This window comes from Sphingomonas mangrovi (assembly GCF_047975845.1).
In the GTDB taxonomy this organism is placed as follows: Bacteria; Pseudomonadota; Alphaproteobacteria; order Sphingomonadales; family Sphingomonadaceae; genus Sphingomonas.
In genome coordinates this window covers 1-19,196 of the sequence record NZ_JBIUCZ010000038.1, presented here as the reverse complement: position 1 = coordinate 19,196, position 19,196 = coordinate 1, and the positions used below count along the sequence as shown (strand labels likewise).

General features: G+C 71.0%; 22 protein-coding genes. 6 read left to right on the top strand and 16 right to left on the bottom strand.

The window, feature by feature from the left end; genetic code table 11:
- Window positions 1-17: 17 nt before the first annotated feature.
- Window positions 18-410, bottom strand: coding sequence for a YciI family protein (locus ACBY01_RS15175; protein ID WP_416461789.1), 393 nt, complete (start codon window positions 408-410; stop codon window positions 18-20).
- Between the two features lie 126 nt (window positions 411-536).
- Between ACBY01_RS15175 and ACBY01_RS15170 the strand changes: the two genes are divergently transcribed.
- The 3 genes from ACBY01_RS15170 to ACBY01_RS15160 all read left to right on the top strand — a co-directional run bounded on the left by ACBY01_RS15170 (window position 537) and on the right by ACBY01_RS15160 (window position 5,718).
- Window positions 537-1,859, top strand: coding sequence for a Gfo/Idh/MocA family protein (locus ACBY01_RS15170; RefSeq protein ID WP_416461788.1), 1,323 nt, complete (start codon window positions 537-539; stop codon window positions 1,857-1,859).
- 2 nt (window positions 1,860-1,861) lie between these two features.
- The gene (locus ACBY01_RS15165; protein ID WP_416461787.1) at window positions 1,862-2,878 is read left to right on the top strand and encodes an MBL fold metallo-hydrolase; all 1,017 of its coding nucleotides are present in this window, start codon (window positions 1,862-1,864) and stop codon (window positions 2,876-2,878) included.
- Window positions 2,879-2,958: 80 nt separating this feature from the next.
- Window positions 2,959-5,718 carry a TonB-dependent receptor gene (locus tag ACBY01_RS15160; RefSeq protein ID WP_416461785.1) on the top strand — a complete coding sequence of 920 codons (2,760 nt, stop codon included), beginning with the start codon at window positions 2,959-2,961 and terminating at the stop codon, window positions 5,716-5,718.
- A gap of 111 nt (window positions 5,719-5,829) precedes the next feature.
- Here the strand turns inward: ACBY01_RS15160 and ACBY01_RS15155 are convergent, their stop codons facing one another.
- Window positions 5,830-6,411, bottom strand: coding sequence for a hypothetical protein (locus tag ACBY01_RS15155; protein WP_416461784.1), 582 nt, complete (start codon window positions 6,409-6,411; stop codon window positions 5,830-5,832).
- A gap of 229 nt (window positions 6,412-6,640) precedes the next feature.
- Here ACBY01_RS15155 and ACBY01_RS15150 point away from each other — a divergent pair, with 229 nt between their 5' ends.
- On the top strand, window positions 6,641-7,180 hold the full coding sequence (locus ACBY01_RS15150; protein WP_416461783.1) for an NADPH-dependent FMN reductase: 540 nt from the start codon (window positions 6,641-6,643) through the stop codon (window positions 7,178-7,180).
- Between the two features lie 50 nt (window positions 7,181-7,230).
- Here the strand turns inward: ACBY01_RS15150 and ACBY01_RS15145 are convergent, their stop codons facing one another.
- The gene (locus ACBY01_RS15145) at window positions 7,231-7,623 is read right to left on the bottom strand and encodes a hypothetical protein (RefSeq protein WP_416461782.1); all 393 of its coding nucleotides are present in this window, start codon (window positions 7,621-7,623) and stop codon (window positions 7,231-7,233) included.
- 148 nt (window positions 7,624-7,771) lie between these two features.
- Here ACBY01_RS15145 and ACBY01_RS15140 point away from each other — a divergent pair, with 148 nt between their 5' ends.
- Window positions 7,772-8,146 (top strand): Dabb family protein, encoded by a 375-nt coding sequence (locus ACBY01_RS15140; RefSeq protein WP_416461781.1) that lies wholly within the window; start codon window positions 7,772-7,774, stop codon window positions 8,144-8,146.
- A gap of 13 nt (window positions 8,147-8,159) precedes the next feature.
- On the opposite strand, the gene ACBY01_RS15135 is transcribed toward ACBY01_RS15140, so the two are convergent.
- From ACBY01_RS15135 to argH, 6 genes are all read right to left on the bottom strand, one after another.
- Window positions 8,160-8,669 carry a hypothetical protein gene (locus ACBY01_RS15135; RefSeq protein ID WP_416461780.1) on the bottom strand — a complete coding sequence of 170 codons (510 nt, stop codon included), beginning with the start codon at window positions 8,667-8,669 and terminating at the stop codon, window positions 8,160-8,162.
- Between the two features lie 171 nt (window positions 8,670-8,840).
- Window positions 8,841-9,794, bottom strand: coding sequence for a zinc transporter ZntB (locus ACBY01_RS15130; RefSeq protein ID WP_416461779.1), 954 nt, complete (start codon window positions 9,792-9,794; stop codon window positions 8,841-8,843).
- Window positions 9,791-10,555, bottom strand: a complete 765-nt coding sequence (locus ACBY01_RS15125; RefSeq protein WP_416461778.1) for a precorrin-2 dehydrogenase/sirohydrochlorin ferrochelatase family protein — start codon at window positions 10,553-10,555, stop codon at window positions 9,791-9,793. The genes ACBY01_RS15130 and ACBY01_RS15125 overlap by 4 nt, the downstream gene beginning before the upstream one ends.
- A 1-nt stretch (window position 10,556) precedes the next feature.
- Complete coding sequence (lysA, locus tag ACBY01_RS15120) at window positions 10,557-11,819, bottom strand: diaminopimelate decarboxylase (protein ID WP_416461777.1); 1,263 nt, start codon at window positions 11,817-11,819, stop codon at window positions 10,557-10,559.
- A 10-nt stretch (window positions 11,820-11,829) separates the two neighbouring features.
- On the bottom strand, window positions 11,830-12,075 hold the full coding sequence (locus ACBY01_RS15115; RefSeq protein WP_416461776.1) for a hypothetical protein: 246 nt from the start codon (window positions 12,073-12,075) through the stop codon (window positions 11,830-11,832).
- A complete protein-coding gene (gene argH / locus ACBY01_RS15110) occupies window positions 12,072-13,451 on the bottom strand; it encodes an argininosuccinate lyase (protein WP_416461801.1) in 1,380 nt (459 codons plus the stop codon). Before argH ends, ACBY01_RS15115 begins: the two co-directional genes overlap by 4 nt.
- A 115-nt stretch (window positions 13,452-13,566) precedes the next feature.
- Between argH and ACBY01_RS15105 the strand changes: the two genes are divergently transcribed.
- On the top strand, window positions 13,567-14,052 hold the full coding sequence (locus ACBY01_RS15105) for a TlpA family protein disulfide reductase (RefSeq protein ID WP_416461775.1): 486 nt from the start codon (window positions 13,567-13,569) through the stop codon (window positions 14,050-14,052).
- 222 nt (window positions 14,053-14,274) lie between these two features.
- On the opposite strand, the gene ACBY01_RS15100 is transcribed toward ACBY01_RS15105, so the two are convergent.
- The 7 genes from ACBY01_RS15100 to ACBY01_RS15070 form a co-directional block, all read right to left on the bottom strand.
- Window positions 14,275-15,147 carry an SGNH/GDSL hydrolase family protein gene (locus tag ACBY01_RS15100; protein WP_416461774.1) on the bottom strand — a complete coding sequence of 291 codons (873 nt, stop codon included), beginning with the start codon at window positions 15,145-15,147 and terminating at the stop codon, window positions 14,275-14,277.
- Between the two features lie 108 nt (window positions 15,148-15,255).
- Complete coding sequence (locus tag ACBY01_RS15095) at window positions 15,256-15,465, bottom strand: response regulator transcription factor (protein WP_416461773.1); 210 nt, start codon at window positions 15,463-15,465, stop codon at window positions 15,256-15,258.
- A gap of 157 nt (window positions 15,466-15,622) precedes the next feature.
- Window positions 15,623-16,258 carry a response regulator transcription factor gene (locus ACBY01_RS15090; protein ID WP_416461772.1) on the bottom strand — a complete coding sequence of 212 codons (636 nt, stop codon included), beginning with the start codon at window positions 16,256-16,258 and terminating at the stop codon, window positions 15,623-15,625.
- A 489-nt stretch (window positions 16,259-16,747) separates the two neighbouring features.
- On the bottom strand, window positions 16,748-17,035 hold the full coding sequence (locus tag ACBY01_RS15085) for a hypothetical protein (RefSeq protein WP_416461771.1): 288 nt from the start codon (window positions 17,033-17,035) through the stop codon (window positions 16,748-16,750).
- Window positions 17,032-17,979, bottom strand: a complete 948-nt coding sequence (locus tag ACBY01_RS15080) for a DUF3829 domain-containing protein (protein ID WP_416461770.1) — start codon at window positions 17,977-17,979, stop codon at window positions 17,032-17,034. Before ACBY01_RS15080 ends, ACBY01_RS15085 begins: the two co-directional genes overlap by 4 nt.
- Window positions 17,980-18,227: 248 nt before the next feature.
- Window positions 18,228-18,881 carry a hypothetical protein gene (locus ACBY01_RS15075; protein ID WP_416461769.1) on the bottom strand — a complete coding sequence of 218 codons (654 nt, stop codon included), beginning with the start codon at window positions 18,879-18,881 and terminating at the stop codon, window positions 18,228-18,230.
- A 107-nt stretch (window positions 18,882-18,988) separates the two neighbouring features.
- Window positions 18,989-19,196: transposase (locus tag ACBY01_RS15070; protein WP_416461768.1), on the bottom strand; the 208-nt coding region annotated here is incomplete at its 5' end.

The window sequence follows — 19,196 nt, the reverse complement described above, 5'->3', positions numbered from 1 at the left end:
GCGATCGCCGGCGGCGATCAGCGAGCCGCCCGCGCATCGTCTCCGGACGCGCTGACCAGATCGGCCATTTCGTAGAAGGGCCGGATCTCGATTTCGCTCGGGCCCGGCATCGGGTTCGGGCAGCGCTTCGCCCATTCGACCGCCTCGTCCATGTCCCGGACCTCCCACAGCCAGAAGCCGGCGACCAGTTCACGCGTCTCGGCGAAGGGACCGTCGCTGACGGCCCGGTCGACGCCGTCGAACGCGATGCGCTTGGCGTGCGCCGTGGGCTTGAGGCCAGCGCCGGAGCGCAGGATGCCCGCCGCGACCAGTTCGTCGTTGAAGCGGCCCATCGCCGCGAACGCCTCCGGCGTGGGCAATATACCGCATTCGCTGTCCTCGGTCGCCTTCACCAACACCATCACGCGCACGAGCCGTCTCCTTGCCGCTCCATCGGAGTCGCGGGCGAGAGCATGAACCGATTCGGCGCAGGCCGACAGAGGCGACCAATCTCCCATCCACGCGTTCCCTGCCCGACACGAGCATGAGGAACGGGAATGACCGAGGCAGGCGGGCGCTGGAATCGGCGGGGGATGTTGAAGCTGACGGGCGCCGGGGCCGGCGGACTGCTGCTGGGCGGCGGTGCGGGCGCGGCGGCGGAAGGCGCCGAGCGGCGGCGCTATGTGCCGCCGAGCCCGGTCGACACCGGCCGGGTGGAAGGCGGCAAGGTCGTGTTCCCCGAATGGCGCGGGCCGGCCGATGCGCCCTCCGCGCCGCCACCGGCGCCGCTGTCCGACGACCAGCGCGTCGGCTTCGCGATCGTCGGGCTCGGCCGGCTGTCGCTGGAGGAGATCCTGCCCGCCTTCGCCGAATCGAAGCAGGCGAAGCTCACGGCACTCGTCTCCGGCACGCCCGACAAGCTGGCGGCGGTGGCGCGCCAGTACGGCGTGCCCGCCTCCAGCTGCTACGACTATGCGGGCTTCGACCGCATCCGCGACGATCCGGCGATCCAGGTGGTCTATGTCGTGCTGCCCAACGCGATGCACCGCGAGTACGTCGAGCGCGCGGCGGCGGCGGGCAAACACGTGCTGTGCGAGAAGCCGATGGCGACCAGCTCGGCCGACGCGCGCGCGATGGTGGCGGCGTGCGACAAGGCGGGGGTGCGGCTGATGATCGCCTATCGCATCCAGTACCAGCCGCATAACCGGCGCGCGCAGCGTTTCGTGCGCGACGGCAGCCTGGGGCGGCTGGTCGGCATGACCGCGACCAACGTCCAGACGGTGGCGGCGAACGGCGCCGAGCAGTGGCGGCACAAGCAGGCGCTGGCCGGCGGCGGGTCGCTTCCCGACATCGGGCTCTACTGCCTCAACACCGCGCGCTTCCTGACCGGCGAGGAGCCGGTCGAGGTGTGGGCCACGCAGTACAGCCCGCCGAACGACCCGCGCTATGCCGAGGTCGAGGAGACGGTGTCGTTCACGCTTCGCTTCCCCTCGGGCTTCGTCGCCAATTGCCTGACCAGCTATGGCGCGCGCGACGACAAGCACCAGCGGCTGAACTTCGCCGACGCCACGATCGACATGCCCAACGCCTATTCCTACACCGGCCAGCAGCTCAGCGTGACGCGGCTGGAGGAGGGCAAGACGGCCAGGACAGAGCTGGTGATCCCGGAGACCAACCAATTCGCGGCCGAGCTCGACCACATGGCCGGCTGCGTGCGCGAGAACCGCCGCCCGCATACGTCGGGCGAGGAAGGGGTGCAGGACCAGCTGCTGATGGAGGCGATCTACCAGAGCGCCCGCACCGGCCGGCCGGTGAAGCTCGATCCGGTCGAGGGCCGAGACGCGTTCCGCGGGCCCCCGCCGCCCGAGCTGCAGGGCTGAGCATGGCACGCAACCGCTATTACAACGGACCGCCGAGCGACCATTTCGACGGCACCCGCTTCTTCAATCCGGGCCAGCCGAACGTCGACCGGCCGCTGTCGGACGTGCTGAAGTGGAAGCTGGCGGAGCGGCCGGCGCGCTGGCCGAAGTCGGTGGCGATCACCCCGGCAGTGCCGGCGCCGCGCGTGGACGGGCTGGCGATCACCGCGGTCGGCCATGCCACGCTGCTGATCCAGGCGGGCGGCGTGAACCTGCTCACCGACCCGGTGTGGTCGAACCGCGCGAGCCCGTTCGCCTTCGCCGGGCCGAAGCGGGTGACGGCACCGGGCATCGCGTTCGACGCGCTGCCGCCGATCGACGCGGTGCTGTTGTCGCACAACCATTACGATCATCTCGACATGGCGACGCTGCGGCGGCTGCACGCGCGCGACCGGCCGGTGATGGCGATGCCGCTCGGCAACGACGCGATCGTGCGCAAGGGCGTGCCGGACGCGACGCTGATCGCGGGCGACTGGGGCGACCGCATCGCGCTGCCCGGTGGCGCGGCCACGACGCTGGTGCCGGCGAACCACTGGTCGGCGCGCGGCGCCCGCGACCGGCGGATGGCGCTGTGGGCCGGGCACTGGATCGCGACACCAGCGGGCAGCGTCTATTTCGCGGGCGATTCGGGATGGTGCGACGGCGGCATCTTTCGCGCAATCGCCGCGACGCACGGCGCGCCCGACGTCGCGCTGCTGCCGATCGGCGCCTATGCGCCGCGCTGGTTCATGGCCCCGCAGCACGCCGACCCGGAGGAAGCGGTGGCGATGTTCGAGGCGCTGGGCGCAGGCCATGCGCTGGGCATCCACTGGGGCACCTTCCAGCTGACCGACGAGCCGCGCGAGGAGCCGGTCGAGCGGCTGCGTGCCGCGGTCGCCGCACGCGGCCTCGCCCCGGAGCGGTTCATCGCCGCGACACCCGGCGAAACATATTCCTTCTCTCCGCAACCGCGCGAAACTTCTGCGACAATTGGTCGCTAGAGCCGCGGATCAGGGATGCACCGCTTGGTGCATCGCGGTGCCGGCAAGGCAGCGCGCCGGTGCGCGTGAAGGAGAATCGAATGCGTCCGATGTCGACGGCAGCATGGTTGCTGCTGGGTGTGGCCAGCCCTGCGCTCGCGGCCGCGCAGCAGGATCCGGTGCCCGCCCAGACCCCCGTGCCCGAGGACCCCGCCGACTCGGGCCCGCCCGAGGTGATCGAGGAGGAGACCGAGGGCGCCGACATCGTCGTCACCGGCCGCACGCCGCCCGGCACCGTCCCCGGCGACATTCCGCCGGAGATCCAGCTGTCGCCGGGCGACATCCGCTCCTACGGCGTGAGCTCGGTCGCCGAGCTGCTCGAGGAACTGGCGCCGCAGACCGGCAGCGGGCGCGGCCGCGACGGCGGCGGCGCGCCGGTGGTGCTGGTCAACGGCCGCCGCACCGGCGGCTTCCAGGAAATCCGCGACCTGCCGACCGAGGCGATCCTGCGCGTCGACATCCTGCCGGAAGAGGCCGCGCTCAAGTTCGGATTCCGCGCCGACCAGCGCGTCGTCAACTTCGTGCTGCGCCCGCGCTTCCGCAGCATCACCGGCGAGCTGACCGACCGTATCCCCACCGCCGGCGGCAGCAACCGGTTCGAGGCGGAGGCGGGCCTCACCCGGATCAACGACGCCGGGCGGCTCAACGTCAACCTGGAAGCCGAGACGATCTCGAAGCTCTACGAGAGCGAGCGCGACATCGTCCCCACCAGCGGTGGGCGGCGCCCCTACGATCTGGCCGGCAACGTCACCAGCGCGAGCGGCCGCGGTGAAATCGACCCGGCGCTGAGCGCGCTCGCCGGCACGCCGGTGACGCTCGCCGGGGTTCCCGCCGGGATCGCCAACCCGGGCCTCGCCGATTTCGCCGGCACCGCCAATGTCGCGAACGTCACCGACACCTCGCCCTTCCGCACGCTCCAGCCCTCGACCGACCGGGTGGCGGGCAACGCGGTCTACAGCACCAGCGTGTTCGGCAACGTCGCCGCGACCGGCACGGTGCGGCTGGAGCGGACGGAGACTCATGCGCTGCTCGGCCTGCCGGGCGTCGCGCTGGACCTGCCGGCGGGCAGCCCCTTCTCCCCCTTCGCCAGCGACACCACGCTTTATCGCTATGCCGACGTCGATCCGCTCGAACGCCGCAACCGCAGCTGGACCGGCAACGCCACCGCCGCGTTCAACGGCGACATCGGCCGCTGGCGCTGGTCGCTCAACACCAGCTACCAGCGCGACGAATCGCGCACCTTCACCGAGCGCGGCCTCGACACCGACGATCTTCAGGCGGCGATCGACGCGGGCGATCCCGACGCCAGCCCCTACGGTCCACTCGGCGGCTATGCGCGCACCGCCGATCGCGCCAAGTCGGTGTCGCAGGTGGCGGCGATCGACGCGCTGGCCGCGGGCACGTTGTTCGAGCTGCCCGCCGGCGGCGCCGCCGCGAGCTTCCGCGTACTCGGCAACACCACCGACCTGGAAAGCGAATCGCTGCGCTCCGGCATCGAGACCGCCACCGACATCGGCCGCGACAGCGGCACCGCGCGCGCCAACATCGACCTGCCGATCGCGAGCAGTTCGCGCGGGGTGCTTCCCTTCCTCGGCCGGCTGTCGCTCAACGGCAATGCCGAGGTGGAGCAGCTCTCCGACTTCGGCACCCAGACGACGCTCGGCTACGGGCTCAACTGGCAACCCGCGGAGCCGGTACGCCTGCTGGTGTCGGTGACGCACGAGGAGGGCGCGCCCAGCCCGCAGCAGCTCGGCAACCCGGTGCTGGTGACGCCCAACGTCCGCATCTTCGACTATGTTCTCGGCGAGACGGTGGACGTGACGCAGGTGGAGGGCGGCAACCCCAATCTGCGCGGCGACAGCCGCCGCGTGTTCAAGGCGGGGCTGAACCTGCGCCCGATCCGCGACACCGACCTCAACGTCACCGCCGACTATGTGTCGAGCCGGATCGACAATCCCGTGTCCGGCTTCCCGGCGGCCACTGCCGAGATCGAGGCGGCGTTCCCCGACCGCTTCACCCGCGGCGACGACGGCACGCTGCTGCGCGTCGACACGCGGCCGGTGAACTTCGCGCGCAGTTCGCGCAGCCAGCTGCGCTGGGGGTTCAACTTCTCCAAGCCGATCGTCACCGAGCGCCAGCGGCAGGAAGAGGCCGCGCGCGAGGCGCGCCGCGCCGAACGCGAGGCCGCGGAAGCGGCGGGCACCGCCCCGCCGCGCGGCGAGGAATCGCGCGGCGAAGGGCGCGGCGCCGGCCGGGGCGGAGGACGCGGGCCCGGCGGCGGTGGCGGCTGGCGCGGCCGTGGCGGCGGCGGGGGTGGCGGGCGCCTCCAGTTCGCCGCCTATCACACCTGGCAGTTCGAGAATTCGATCCTGATCCGCGAAGGCCTGCCCGAGCTCGACCTGCTCGACGGATCGGCCACCGGCAGCCGAGGTGGCCAGCCGCGCCACCGCGTCGAGCTGCAGGGCGGCTATGTCGTCAACGGCATCGGCGCGCGCGTCAACGCCAACTGGCAGAGCGCGACCGAAGTCAACGGCGGCGCCGACGGCGGCGAGCGGCTGCGCTTCGGCGCGCTCGCCACCGCCAACCTGCGGCTGTTCGCCAATCTGGGGCAGCAGCCGGCGCTGGTGCGCGACCATCCCTGGCTCCGCGGCACGCGCGTCACCTTCTCGGTCGACAATCTGTTCGACCGCCGCCAGCGCGTCACCAACGCCGCGGGCGAGGTGCCGCTGAGCTATCAGCCGGGCTTCGTCGATCCGCTGGGCCGGACGGTGCGGATCAGCGTGCGCAAGCTGTTCTTCTGAGGGGGAGGCCGAATCCCTTCAGCGGAACCGGACCGGCAGAAAGCGCCCCATCTCAGTCGTTCCGGCTGCTCAACCTGAGCGCCGATTCCGGCATACCAGACAGCGCGGACCTCAATCTGCAACCCTGCGGTAGATCGTCGGCAAAGGTTGCGTCGGGCGCTTACCGGCGCTGATATTCGTCCACACCATCGGAAAGGCCCCGAAGCGCAAACCGTCCGCGTCAATCCAAACCTTGTCGTGAAGGGGTGTGCCCTCAGTCGGAAAAGAGAACGGATCGCAGCGTTTGCCTGCCACCGACTTCCCGGTGTTCAATTGCCACCCCTTCAATCCGCAGCCGTGATCACCTTCCAGATTGTACTGCGAGACGACATCGGCCGCTTGAGCGGTCAACGTGATTGATCGGACGGTATGATCAAGCTCAATGCTCCCGTCGCGGTCGGGCCGTGTCGTGAAACGTCCCGCATAGGTCAAGTAGAATGTCGGAGTTTGGCATTGGCTTGTGGCGTACATCTGCGCGTGCGCTTCAACACGATTCCCGCGGATTGTGATGCGTGTCACGAGCCCATGTCTTCCGCCTTTACCGATCGGCTGACAGTCGGATGCCCAGTTGCCGTCCGGGGTGGCGCCGCCCACCGAGGCAGGCGGACTGACGTTAGCAGCAAGAATGATCCCAGCGAGAGCGAACAGAACCATCCTCGGTCTCCGGATGTGATGTCCGAACAACAAAGCACGATATGGCTATCAGCTCTAGGTGCCTGTCGCTGACGAGCAGACCGTCCGCTCTCCCCCCAATAAGGGACGTAAAGCGCTCGACGTGTAGAGTTCGTCGATGGGCCTCTCTGAAAAGCGGCGGCGCTGGTGACGCGCGCCCTTCCTGCCGGCTCGCTGGCGCGGCGGCAGGGTTTGCGGTAGCGCGGGCGCCATGAAGCAACCGCATATCGTCGCCATCGGCGGCACGCTCCGCACCGGCTCCGGCACCGCGCGCGCGCTCGAACTGGCGCTCCGGGAGGCCGAGCGCCACGGCGCGCGCACCACGCTGCTGACCGGCCCGGCGATCGATTTCCCGAACTACGAGCCCGAAGGCGCGCTGGACAATCCGACGATCGCCGCCTTCCTGGAAACGCTGCGCGACGCCGACGGGATCGTCGTCGGCTCGCCGGGCTATCACGGCACGCTGTCCGGCCTCGTCAAGAACGCGCTCGACCACGTCGAGCTGCTGCGCAACGACGCGCGCGTCTACTTCGACGGGCTGCCGGTCGGGATCGTCGCGACCGCGGCCGGGTGGCAGGCGGCGGTGGCGACGCTGGGCACGCTGCGCACCGTCGCGCATGCGCTGCGCGGCTGGCCGACGCCGATGGGGGTCGCGATCAACACGCTCGCCAGCCCAGATGCGATCCACGAGGCCGAGCCGCAGATCGCGATCATGGTGCGGCAGATCATGGGGTTCGTGGGGCGGCGCTGACGCAAGACGGAAGCCGTCCCGCGCGGTGTCGGCGGGTCAGGGTAAGGGCGCTACGCCTCTGCCGGCGGTGCCTGCCACCGCGCGGGCCACCGGTTGAAGTCGGCGGCGGCCCAGACACCCCCCTCCTCCATCGCGAACCACGCGAAGCGCGGCGGATCGGGCCAGCCGTACCAGTCCTGCTCGCGCACGCTCCAGCGACGCCCCGCCACGTCGGCCACGGCGATGGTGGTATCGCCGAAGCGGCCGATCAGCGGGTCCGCGTCGAGCGCCTTCGCCTCCGCGGCAGTCGGGCGGCGCCACGCGACCGGAATGCGACGACAGCGCCGAAAGCGCAGCAGGTAGCGAAGATCCGCGCCGATGCTCTGGCCGAAGCCGTCCGGCACGGCAGGGGCCGGATCGAGGCCCAGAAGGGACAGGAAGAATCCGGGGATCGAGCTGCGCACGCCGTATCCTGATCGGCGCAGGTCCGAACGACAAGGGGTGGTTTGCGGCTCGTCATCCGGGTCCTGGCGTGGCACCATCCGCAGCTACGGCCTTGCGCAGGCTGCGTGATGGGGAACGAGGGATATGGTCGCAAACCGGAGGCGCTGGATGGGCCTGCTCCTGCTGCTGGGCCTGGCGCCCGCGGGCGGGGCCGCCGCCGCGGCGGGTGCGCGCAAGCAGATCGTGCATCACGTCTTCTTCTGGCTGAAGAACCCCGCGTCCCAGGCGGATGCCGAGAAGCTGATCACCGGCCTCCGGACATTGCGCGCGATTCCGCAAATCCGCGAGCTGCGGATCGGGGTGCCGGCCGCGACCGAGCAGCGCTCGGTGGTCGAAAGCAGCTACCAGGTGTCCGAACTGATGGTCTTCGACTCGGTCGAGGATCAGCGCCGCTACCAGGAGCATCCAATCCACAAGGCGTTCGTGGCGGCGTGCGAGGGGCTGTGGGATCGCGTGGTGGTGTACGACAGCGTCGACGTGTGAGGCGGTGCGCCTGTCAGGCGAGTGCCGACCCGAGCAGGGCGATCTTGCCCAGGCCGATCGCCGCCACGAGCGACCAAGCGATCCGTGGAAAGCGGTCGAATGCGCCGTGGACGGAAAGCGCTCCCGGAGCCGTGCGCAGGCAGAGGGCGAGCGCCACGGCCGCCCAGATTCCCGAGGTGACGATCACCGGCCAGCACCAGGCGAGCGGCATGCGCAGATAGGTGAGTTGGAGCAGCATCGGCGTGGCGACGACCAGCATCACTGCGACGACGCGCCTGGCCGGTACCATCTTCGCGACATCGTCCGGGCGGCGTTGGAGCAGGAGCCACAACACCGGACCGATCAGCACCAAGGCGGTGATCATCGCGCCAAGCACGCCGAAGCCATGCGGGTCGACGCTGCCGTAAGGGTTGTCGGGGGGCCTGACCTCTAGCTGCAACGCCGCCATGCAGGACCACGGCCGTGCCAGATATGCCGCGATCACCAGCAACCAGATCAGGGAGTTGGCGTAGCGCGAGGTCACCCGAGCAGCGTAGCAGCCGCAGCGAGGCCAGCAATCCCGTCTGCGCAGCAACGCCGCGACGCGTGTTGACCGATCCGTCCCCTCGCGACGTCGGCATCGCCGCCTCGCGATGCCAACGCGTTCGGGGCGGTGCATCCGCGCGCTTGCCGGCAGCGCGACATGCGATTGCCGTTACCGGTTCAGCCAGTGACGGCGGACGAACCAGGCGGTGATCGCTGCCGCCAGCAGCACGCAGATGCCGATGACTCCCGCGAATGCCCAGGGCGCGTGGGCGAACGGAATGCCCTCGACGTTCATGCCGAGCAGGCCGGTGAGGAAGGTCAGCGGCAGGAACACCATCGCGACGATCGCGATCTGGAGTGAGCGCTGGTCGAGCTGTTCGGCGCGCAGGTCGGTCAGCGTCTCGTGGATCAGCGCGGCGCGCTCGCGGATCGCCTCCAGTTCCTCCGCCATGCGCGCGGCCTTGTCGGCGGCGGCGGCGAGGTGGAGCCGGTCGTCGGCGCCGAGCCAGTCGCCGGGCAGCGCGGCGAGCTTTTCGAGCGCGGCACGCTGCGGGCTGAGGAAGCGGCGGTAGCCGATCGCCTGGATGCGGGTGCGGCTGACCACGCGGCGCAAATCGAACACGCGATCGGCGCTCAGCTCTCCCTCGCAGTCGTCGAGCGTGTCGCCCAAGTCGGCGACCAGCGGGTCGAGCTCGTCGGTGATCTCCTCGGCGAAGGCGACGATCAGGTCGCCGGGGTCGGCAACGCGCGCCTGCTCGACGCTCTCGCGCACGGCGGGCATCGCGGTGAGCCGGTGGCGGGTGACCGAATAGACGCGCCCGGCGGCGGCATAGAGGCGCACCGAGGCGAGCGGATCGGAGCTGGCGAGCTCGTCGAGCGACAGGCCGCGCAGGTTGACGAAGGCGCCGTTCTCCAGTGGGGTGCAGCGCGGGCGGGTTTCCACCGCGACCAGCGGATCGACGACATAGGCGGGCAGCCCCGCCACCCCCTCCAACCAGGGGCGCAGTTCGGGCTCGTCGCCGTGGAGGTGCACCCAGACCAGCGCGCCCTCGGCGGTGAGCGCCGCCTCCAGCGGGATCGCCTGGGCACGGCCGTCCGCCACCCGGATCGCGAAGCCGTTCACCGCAGCATCTCCAGCACGAGGGTGATGCCTGGCGCGTCGGCGGGCGGAGTGTCGCCGACGATCCGCTCGGCATCGGCGCGGGCGCGGTCGAGGATCGCCGGCGGGATGTCGGAGGCATGCACCAGCCGGTCGGCGCGCGCGAGCCACCGCGCCTCGCGCAGCGTCAGGTCGTCGGGATCGGGCGAGCGGAGCGCGATGCGGACCTGCTCGGCGGCCGGCGCATCGGCCGCGTCGAGCCAGCGCGCGACGGCGCCGTCGTCGTGCGCAGCGAGCGGGTCGAGCGCGCTACCGGCGGCAAACGCCTGCCCCAGCGCACGGCGGCGGGCGTCGCCGTCGGGGAAGCGCGTGCGCAGCGCCGCACGCGCGGCATGGAGCTGCTCGGCCAGCCGGCCGAGGCCGGCGGGGAGCGCCGTCTCGATCCGCTGGCGCACCGCCGCGGCGAGCCCGGCCGACACGCCGCCGGTCGCCACCGCCACCAGCAGCGGGTCGCGATCGACGATCGCCGGCAGGGTGAAGTCGCACAGTGCCGGCCGGTCGACGGCGTTGACCAGCACGCCGCGGGCGCGCAGCGCGGCGATGGTGGCGTGCGCCTCGCCCTCGTCGGCGATCGCCACGACGGCCAGCCGCGCGTCGGGATGGTCCTCGACCACCTCAGCGTCGGCGCGTTCGAGCAGCCGGCGCTTGGCGTCGGCCGCGGCGCCGGTGCCCTTGAGGATCACCGGCCTGCCGGCGAGCCGCAGCAGGACCGGCAGGCCGATCATGTCAGGCGAGCCAGGCCGGCAGCACGTCCGCCTCGACCATCGACTGGATCGTCGGCCGCTCGCGCACCACCGCAAAGCGATCGCCCGAAACCAGCACTTCCGGCGTCAGCGCGCGTGAGTTGTAGGTGCTCGACATCGACGCGGCATAGGCACCGGCGGTGCGGAAGGCGACGAGGTCGCCGGCCGCGACCCGGTCCATGCTGCGGCCGGTGGCGAAGGTGTCGCCAGTCTCGCACACGGGGCCGACGACGTTGACCGTCTCGTGCTCGCCGGTGGGCTGGACCGCCTCGATCGCGTGATAGGCGTCGTAGAGGCTGGGGCGCAGCAGGTCGTTCATCGCCGCATCGACGATCACGAACGGGGCGTTGGTCCCCTGCTTCACGCGGATCACGCGCGACACCAGCACGCCGGCGTTGGCGACGATCAGGCGGCCGGGCTCGAACACCAGCCGCGCATCCCAGCCGGCGGTCGCGCGCCGCACCATCGCGCCATAGTCGGCGGGCGACGGCGGCGCGGACTTGGCGGGATCGTAGGGCACGCCCAGGCCGCCGCCGAGATCGGCGGTGGCGATGGCGTGGCCGGCGGCGCGCAGATCGGCGATCAGCGCGCCCATCCGGCCGAACGCGGCCTCCAGCGGCGCGAGGTCGGTCAGCTGGCTGCCGATGTGGACCGCGACGCCGCGCACCTCGAGCCCCGGCAGATCGGCGACACGCGCGAAGGCGGCGGCGGCGCGATCGTAGGGGATGCCGAACTTGTTGTCGGCGCCGCCGGTCGATATCTTGGCATGGGTGCCGGCGAGCACGTCCGGATTGACGCGGATCGCCACCGGCGCGGTGACGCTGCGCGCGACCGCGACCTCCGACAGCATCTCGAGCTCGGGCTCGGACTCGACGTTGAACTGGCCGATGCCGGCGTCGAGCGCGTGCGCCATCTCTTGCGCGGTCTTGCCGACGCCCGAGAAGACGATGTCGGCGGGCCGCATGCCGGCATGGAGCGCACGCGCGAGCTCGCCCCCCGAGACGACGTCCGCGCCCAGCCCCGCGCGGGCGAGCGTCGCCAGCACCGCGCCGTTGGGATTGGCCTTGACCGCAAAGGCGATCAGCGGGTCGTCCATGCCCGACAGCGCCTCGCGGAACACCGCGACGTGACGCGCGAGCGTGGCGGTCGAATAGACGTAGACGGGGGTGCCCACCGCCTCGGCGATCGCCGCCAGCGGCACGTCCTCGGCATGGAGCGCACCATCGCGCGGCAGGAAATTGTCCATCGGTTCCGGTTCAGTTGCGGGGCGGGATGTCGAACGGATCGTCCTGCCGCTCGGTCGATTCGCGCAGCAGCTCGTCGCTGCGGGTGGGGCGCTGCTGCGTGGTGGGCGTCAGCAGCTCGCCGGGCGTGGGCGTCGCGTTCGCGCCATAGGGCGCAGGCGGCAGCGACTCGCCCTCGGCCGGGCGCAGGTCGCGCCGCGCACCGCAGCCGGCGAGCGCCAGCAGCACGGTGCCGAGCAGCAGCGAACGGCGGATCATGCACCCTCTCCGGCGCGGGCGGCGCGCGCTGCGGCGACGGCGGCGCGGACGCGATCCGGGGCGGTGCCGCCGAAGCTGGTGCGGCTGCGCACCGAGGCGTCGACGGTCAGCACGGTATAGACGCCGTCGGTGATGCGCGCGTCGATCGCCTGGAGATCGGCGAGCGGCAGCGCGTCGAGCGCGACGCCGCGCTCCTCGGCGAGCTTGACGGTGCGGCCGGTGACGTGGTGCGCCTCGCGGAACGGCAGCCCCGCCTCGCGCACCAGCCAGTCGGCGAGGTCGGTGGCGGTGGGGAAGCCCGCCTCCAGCGCCGCGCGCATCCGCTTGGGCCGGAAGGTCGCGCTTTCGACCATGCCGGTCATCGCCGCGATCGACAGCGCGAGCAGGTCGGTCGCCTCGAACACCGGCGGCTTGTCGTCCTGCATGTCCTTCGAATAGGCGAGCGGCAGGCCCTTCATGGTGACCATCAGCGCCGTCATGCAGCCCAGGATGCGCCCCGAATGGCCGCGCACCAGCTCGGCGGCGTCGGGGTTGCGCTTCTGCGGCATGATCGACGAGCCGGTCGACCAGGCGTCGGACAGCGCGACGAAGCCGAACGGCTGCGACGCCCAGAGCACGAACTCCTCGGCCATGCGCGACAGGTGCAGCGACGCCTGCACCGCGGCGGTCAGATATTCGATCGCGAAGTCGCGGTCGGAGACCGAATCGAGCGAATTGTCGGTCGGCCCGTCGAAGCCGAGCGCGCGCGCGGTCGCCTCACGGTCGATCGGAAAGCCGGTGCCGGCGAGCGCCGCCGCACCCAGCGGGCAGCGATTGAGTCGAGCGCGCGCGTCGGCGAAGCGGCCGCGGTCGCGTGCGACCATCGCGTGGTAGGCCATCAGATGGTGGCCGAGCGTCACCGGCTGCGCGACCTGGAGGTGGGTGAAGCCCGGCATCACCGTGTCGGCATGCTCGTCGGACCGCGCGATCAGCGCGTCCTGAAGCTGGCCCAGGGCGGCATCGACCGAGTCGATCGCGTCGCGCACCCACATGCGAAAGTCGGTCGCGACCTGGTCGTTGCGCGAGCGCGCGGTGTGGAGGCGGCCGGCGGCGGGGCCGATCGCCTCGGCCAGCCGCGCCTCGGTCTGCATGTGGATGTCCTCGAGCGCGAGGTCTTCCGCCACGCCGTCGCGCGCGTACTGCTCGGCAACGCCGTCGAGGCCGCTGCGGATCGCTTCGGCGTCCTCGGCGGTCAGGATGCCCTGCGCGGCGAGCATCGCGGCGTGCGCCTGCGATCCGGCGATATCCTGTCGCCACATGCGCTTGTCGAACGGGATCGAGGCATTTATCTCGCGCATCACCGCCGAGGGCCCCTCGGCGAAGCGCCCGCCCCACATCGAATTGGAGCCTGCCTTGCGCTCGGTAATCGCGCTTCTCCTTGCCACAACGCTGCTGCTGACCGGCGGCTGCGATAGGCGACCCGCCCCGCCCGAGCAAGACGAAGCGGGCACCGTGCCCGACGTCTCCGCGCCGGGCGACGCGACCGCGCCGATCCAGGCGGGGACGCCCGACCGCAGCCACAAGGGCGAGGCCGCGCCGGAAACCGGCTTCGAAGCGCCCGACGGCACGCCGATCAGCCTAGCGGCGTTCCGCGGCAAGCCGGTGCTGCTCAACCTGTGGGCGACCTGGTGCGCGCCGTGCATCAAGGAGATGCCGACGCTCGACGCGCTCGCCGCGCGCAGCGGCGCTACGCTGGCGGTGGTGGCGGTGAGCCAGGACCTGCAGGGCCGCGCCGCGGCGGCGCCGTTCCTCGCCAAGCACGGCTGGACGCACCTGGCCGCCTATGCCGATCCCAAGCTGGGGCTCTCGACCGGGCTGGAGGCGAACCTGCCGACGACGATCCTGTACGACTCGGACGGCAAGGAGCTCTGGCGGGTGATGGGGGCGATGGACTGGACGGGCCCGGAGGCGCGGGCGCTGCTGGCGGAGGCGCAGTAACCTCCCCTGTTTTCCGCGCAGGGCGCGAACCCAGGGTTATCCAAAGCTACCGCTGGGATCATGTACGGCGCGAGCATCTGCACGGAAGCAACCCCGCTCTCTCCACCGTACCCCGGCGAAGGCCGGGGCCCAGTTGGGAGAAGGATTGCGAGCGCAGCAACCCCTCGGCCGCCTACCCAGCTGGGCCCCGGCCTCCGCCGGGGAACAGCTACCTACGTTCCCCTACCGACAGGTCGTCCCCTTCCGCGTCGCCTCCCACGCCACCGCCTGCAGCCGTGCGGCCATGTCGCCGCCGATGCCGAGTTCGATCGCCGCGGTCTCGTCGCGGCCGAGGCTGCGGGGATCGCGGCCGGTCACTTCGGCGAAGACGACCAGCGCCTCCAGATAATAGCCATAGGCGCTGGCGTGGTACTGATCGTACGACCAGAGCGGCGCCTGGCCATAAGCGATGCCGTCATAGGGGTTGGCGTCGGCGACGCCCCGGGCGATCGCGCAGTTGAAGCCCTCGCCCACCGGCAGCACGCGGATGCCCGGACGCGCCGCGGCGGCGCGGTCGACGGCCTTGCGCAGGTCGCGCGCCATCGCGGCGATCGGCTGTCCCCGCCACGGGCTGGCCTTGGCGAACACCAGGTCGGGGCGCGACCAGGTCGCCATCAGCCGCAGGTCGACCTTCGCGTTGCGCGCGGCGAACAGCCGGGCGAAGCGCCGCACCGCCGCGATCGTCGCGGTGGGATCGCCGGGACGCTCCGGGCTCAGCGTGCTGTATTCCTGCAGCACGACATGGTCCCAGGCGCGGTCGAGCCGGTCGCGGCGATTCTGCCAATGCCAGTCGAGCGTGCGCCCGCCCGCGGTCTCCAACGACACCTGATAGTCGAGCCCGGCCTGCTCGGCGAAGCGCTTGAACAGCGCCGGCACCCCGCCGATCCCCTCGCCGTTGAGGTCGGTGACGCTGTCGGCGCGATATTTCCACGCCGGCGAGTTCGCGCCGAAGGTGAAGCTGTTGCCGACGAACAGGATCGTCTCCGCCGCCGCCGGAGTCGCTCCCGCCAGCATCGCCGCCGCGACGACTCCCAACCACCGAACCCTGCGCGCCATCCGCCGTCTCCCTTGCCTCGGCACCCTGCCGGTACCGTCCGGCGCGGTTCAAGAGACGTTTGCCGGCGAAGGCAAGGCCGGTCGCGGCATCGGCTCGCGGACGGCGGCTCAGGCGAGGCTGGCGCGTTCCTCGGCGAGCAGCCCCGCGCGCACGGCGTTCGCGACCATCTGCGCGCGGTTGCGGCTCTGCGTCTTGGAGCGGAGGTGGTCGATGTGGCACTCCACCGTGCGCGGCGCGATGCCGAGCCGCAGCGCGATCTCCTTGGCGGAGAGGCCGGCGATGACCAGTTCGAGCACCTCGCGCTCGCGGACGGTCAAGGTCCTGTGAAAATCGTCTCGCCCCTGCATGAACGATCCTTTCCGAAGAGGCCCCTTGTCCCCCGGGCCCCGTCCGATGCTGCGGGCGGCGTACGCCCTGCCCGTTTTTGTACCGGCCGCCCGCCGGTGTCGTCACTCCGCCAAGCGGGGTAGTGCTTTATACGGAGCGGCGCGGCCGCACGCCGGCCGTTTCCGCCTGAGCCGAGGGCGGCGACGCGACGCCGAGTTCGACCGCGCGCACCGCGGCCTGGGTACGATTGGCGACGCGCAGCTTGCGCATCAGCGACTTCATATGGACCCGCACCGTTCCCTCCGACGCGCCGATCAGCCGGGCGATGACCTTGTTCGGCGCGCCGCGCGCGAGATGTTCCAGCACCTCGCGCTCGCGCCGCGACAGTTGCTCGAGGATGCGCGCGGGCGCCGTGGCACCGCGGCGGTGCTGGGCGCGGAGCAGCGGGACTACGTCGAGTGCCCCCGTCTCGCCGTCGACTCGGACCATCATCAGCCGGGCGCGCGCGCGCGCCCCGTCGACGGCGTCCATGCTGCTCGGGGCACCGGCTCCGTCCGCGGTGCCGGTTCCGTCCAGGCCGTCCGCTTTTCCGATCCCGTCTACGCCGTCCGACGGCGGCGCATTGAACCCCGCGGCCGACGCGCCATCGGCGATCGACTCCGGTTCGGCCACTGCCACGGCGAGCTTGCCGGCGTGGACGGCCAGACGGACGAGGAAATAGCGGTCGCGGACGCCACTTGCCCGCACCGCCTGCTTCTCGGGATCGCTGCGCAGCGCTTCCACCAATGCCTCTCCCCTCGCCCCCTGCCGCTGCTCGCCGCCGTTCGTCGCCGCGCACGCCCCTCGATAGGCTGATGCCGGCGTTGCACCGGTCGTCTCCGAACATAGCCCGTTGCGACACGATGCTCCTGCCGGAATTGATCGAGCCAGCGTGGTTTCGCTTCATTCCGGAGTGACTGCTGGGTTCAACCAGCGCGGCGGCGGCGGAAGGCCCCGGACAAAGGACGGCCAGGCGAACCGCTTCAGGGGGTGAAAGCTTGTCCGATTCGGATGCTTCTGGTGAGGCGTCGTGCTGGCGCGGCGGCGGTGTAAGGGCGGCCCCACCCGTCATCCGAGCGAAAGCTGGGATCTCGTGGTGAGGGGCGCGCGCATGCGGCAGGAGATTCCAGCTTCCGCTGGAATGACGGAGGTGGTGGCGCGATTCAGCGTTGATCTGGCCGCCAGCCTCAACGGCCGCCCGGGTCCGCCATCGCCCCGGAGCCCCGTCCCCCCTTACCGCCTGAAGCGCCGCGCCAGCGTTCGGACTGTCACCAGCACCACCGCGCCGATCGCAAGCAGCGCGTCGTTGAGCAGCGCGGCGATGAACCCGCCCGCCATGCCGGCCGGCACCGCAAGCAGGCGCGGCACCTGCTGGCTGCCCCAGGTCATCGTACCGGCGCCGCACATGTCGACGACGCCGAGGATCAGCCCCAGCGGTACCCAGAAGGACACGCACAGCAGAAAGCCGATCCGGCACAGCCGCCCGAGCGGCAGGTCGATCGCGCGATCGCCGGAAATCAAAGCAACGCCCGCATCGACCGGAGTCTCGCATAGGCCTCGCGCAGCGCCGCGTGGTGCTTGTCGTCGGGCGTATGGCGAAGGTCGCGCCACGCGCCGATCATCTGCTCGGCATCTTGGGGGACGCTGTTGTCGATCACCCTATCGCCGGCGAGATCCACGAGGGCGACATCCGGGCTCCGCGCACGCTCGGCACGCTCGGCACGCTCGGCTTGCCCGGCCCGCGCGGCACGGTCGCGCTCGATCAGCGCGAGCAGGTCGGCGACGATCGCTTCGGCTGCCTTCACCCGCTCCGGATCGCGCGCCGCCGCCGGCGTGTCGATGGTTTTGGCGAGCGCCGTCGCTTGTTGGACGATGCGGACGTCGTAATACTCCACCATCCGCTTTTCGCGGCGGTAGAAGTCCGCCGAGCGTGCGAGGGCGGCATCCCGGGCGGCGTCATAGGCGGCGAGGAGCGGCTCCCACACGGCGATCGCCGCCTTGAAGTCGGCCACCAGCAGCGGATGCTCGGCGCGGCCGCGCGCCAGCTGGTCGGCCAGCGGGCCGCGCGTGACGTAATAGCTGTCGAGCCGCTGCATCCGCGCCAGCAGCCGGTCGAGCACCGGCAGCGCACGATCGACGGCGGCGTCGACGTCCGGCAGCGATCCGGGCATCGCGCGAACCTGCCGCAGATCCGCGACGATCCGGCGCAGCCCGATGGGATAGAGCGACACCTCGACCTCCGGCTTCGCCCGCGGAATGTCGTACGCCTCATAGCGACGGAAGGTGTTTACGGGATCGAAGCCGAAGTTGTCGTCTCGGGGAAGGACACCATCGTAGCTGTCGAGCTTGATCGACTGCTCCATCGCCGCGCCCGCATCCGGGACGGAATTGCCCGGCGGAGGTTCGAGATCACAGCCGCCCAGCGCCAGTGCGCCGATCATCAGCATCGTCAGACCAAGCTTCACATGGGCTCCTTCGTGCTCCGGTCGACGCGGGCGCCGCTTTCACGATCGATCGATCTGCCGGCCGCAGATCCGCCGAAAGTATCGGCGGAAATCGGCAGTGCAACCGCCGGATCGAGTTTCGTCGAATCCACGCGTTCCTCGCACGAGAACTGGCTCGCCGGGCTGGACGTTCGAACACTGTTTGCCAAGCGTCGGGCCAGGCGAGGAATAGTCCTGCGCGCCGAAGATTTAGCCGAAGCACCGGTCCGTCAGAGCGGCGTGCCGTCCGCGTCGAGGATCTCGATGCGGTACGAACAGCCGTAGAAGGTCTTGCCGGGGTGGGTCGTCGCATTGGAGATGCTGCGCGCGACGACGGTGTGGCTGCCGAAGGTCTCGCCGTCCTTTGCCGGTTCGGTTACGTCCGCCACCACCCGCTCGCCCAGGAACTTGCGGAAGCGGAAGCTGCGCTCGGCCTCGGCGCGGGTCACGCGGCCTTCGGCGACCAGGGCATCGATCATCGGCTCGATGTCGGCGGCGTTGGCGATCCGCTCCCGGTTCGCGACGACCGCGGGATCGGCGAGGTCGAGGATCGCGAGGATGCCGCTGCCGGAGAAACCGATGCGCCGGGTGCGGTAGTCCCCCGCCACGACGATCGGCGCCGGCAGATCGTATTCGAGCAGCAGCGGGTTGGCGGACGCGACCTTCTTCCAGCCGCGCTTCCGCGCGAGATCCTCCTCGCCTTCGAGCGCCATCGCGAACCGCTGATAGCTGGGCGCGTCGAGACGGCACTCGATCGCGTCGACCTCGCGAACTTCGGACGGATCGAGCGCCGCTTCGTCTACCGGGGAAAGCGCGACCAACAGCGGCGCGAACAGGAGGGGTGCGAGCCTCGCCCGACTATAGGCGCGGCGCGGCGCTTGCACAGCCGGCGGATCGCGCCCGTCGCTGCCAGCGCGCATCGGCAGGAAAGACGGAACGCACCGGCCAAATGCCGCAGCCGCCGTCTTGACGCCGAAATGTGGTTGTGGGTTCAACCGGTGGTCGCAACGGCTTGGGCGAAGGTCTCAGCTGGCGTCTTGTAGAGCAAGGTTTTTCTGGGCCGCTCGTTGAGTTGGCGGGCGATGGCGCTGAGCTGGGCCTGGCTGAAGGTGGCGAGGTCGAGGCCCTTGGGGAGGTACTGACGCAGCAAGCGGTTGGTGTTCTCGTTGGTGCCGCGCTGCCACGGGCTCTGCGGATCG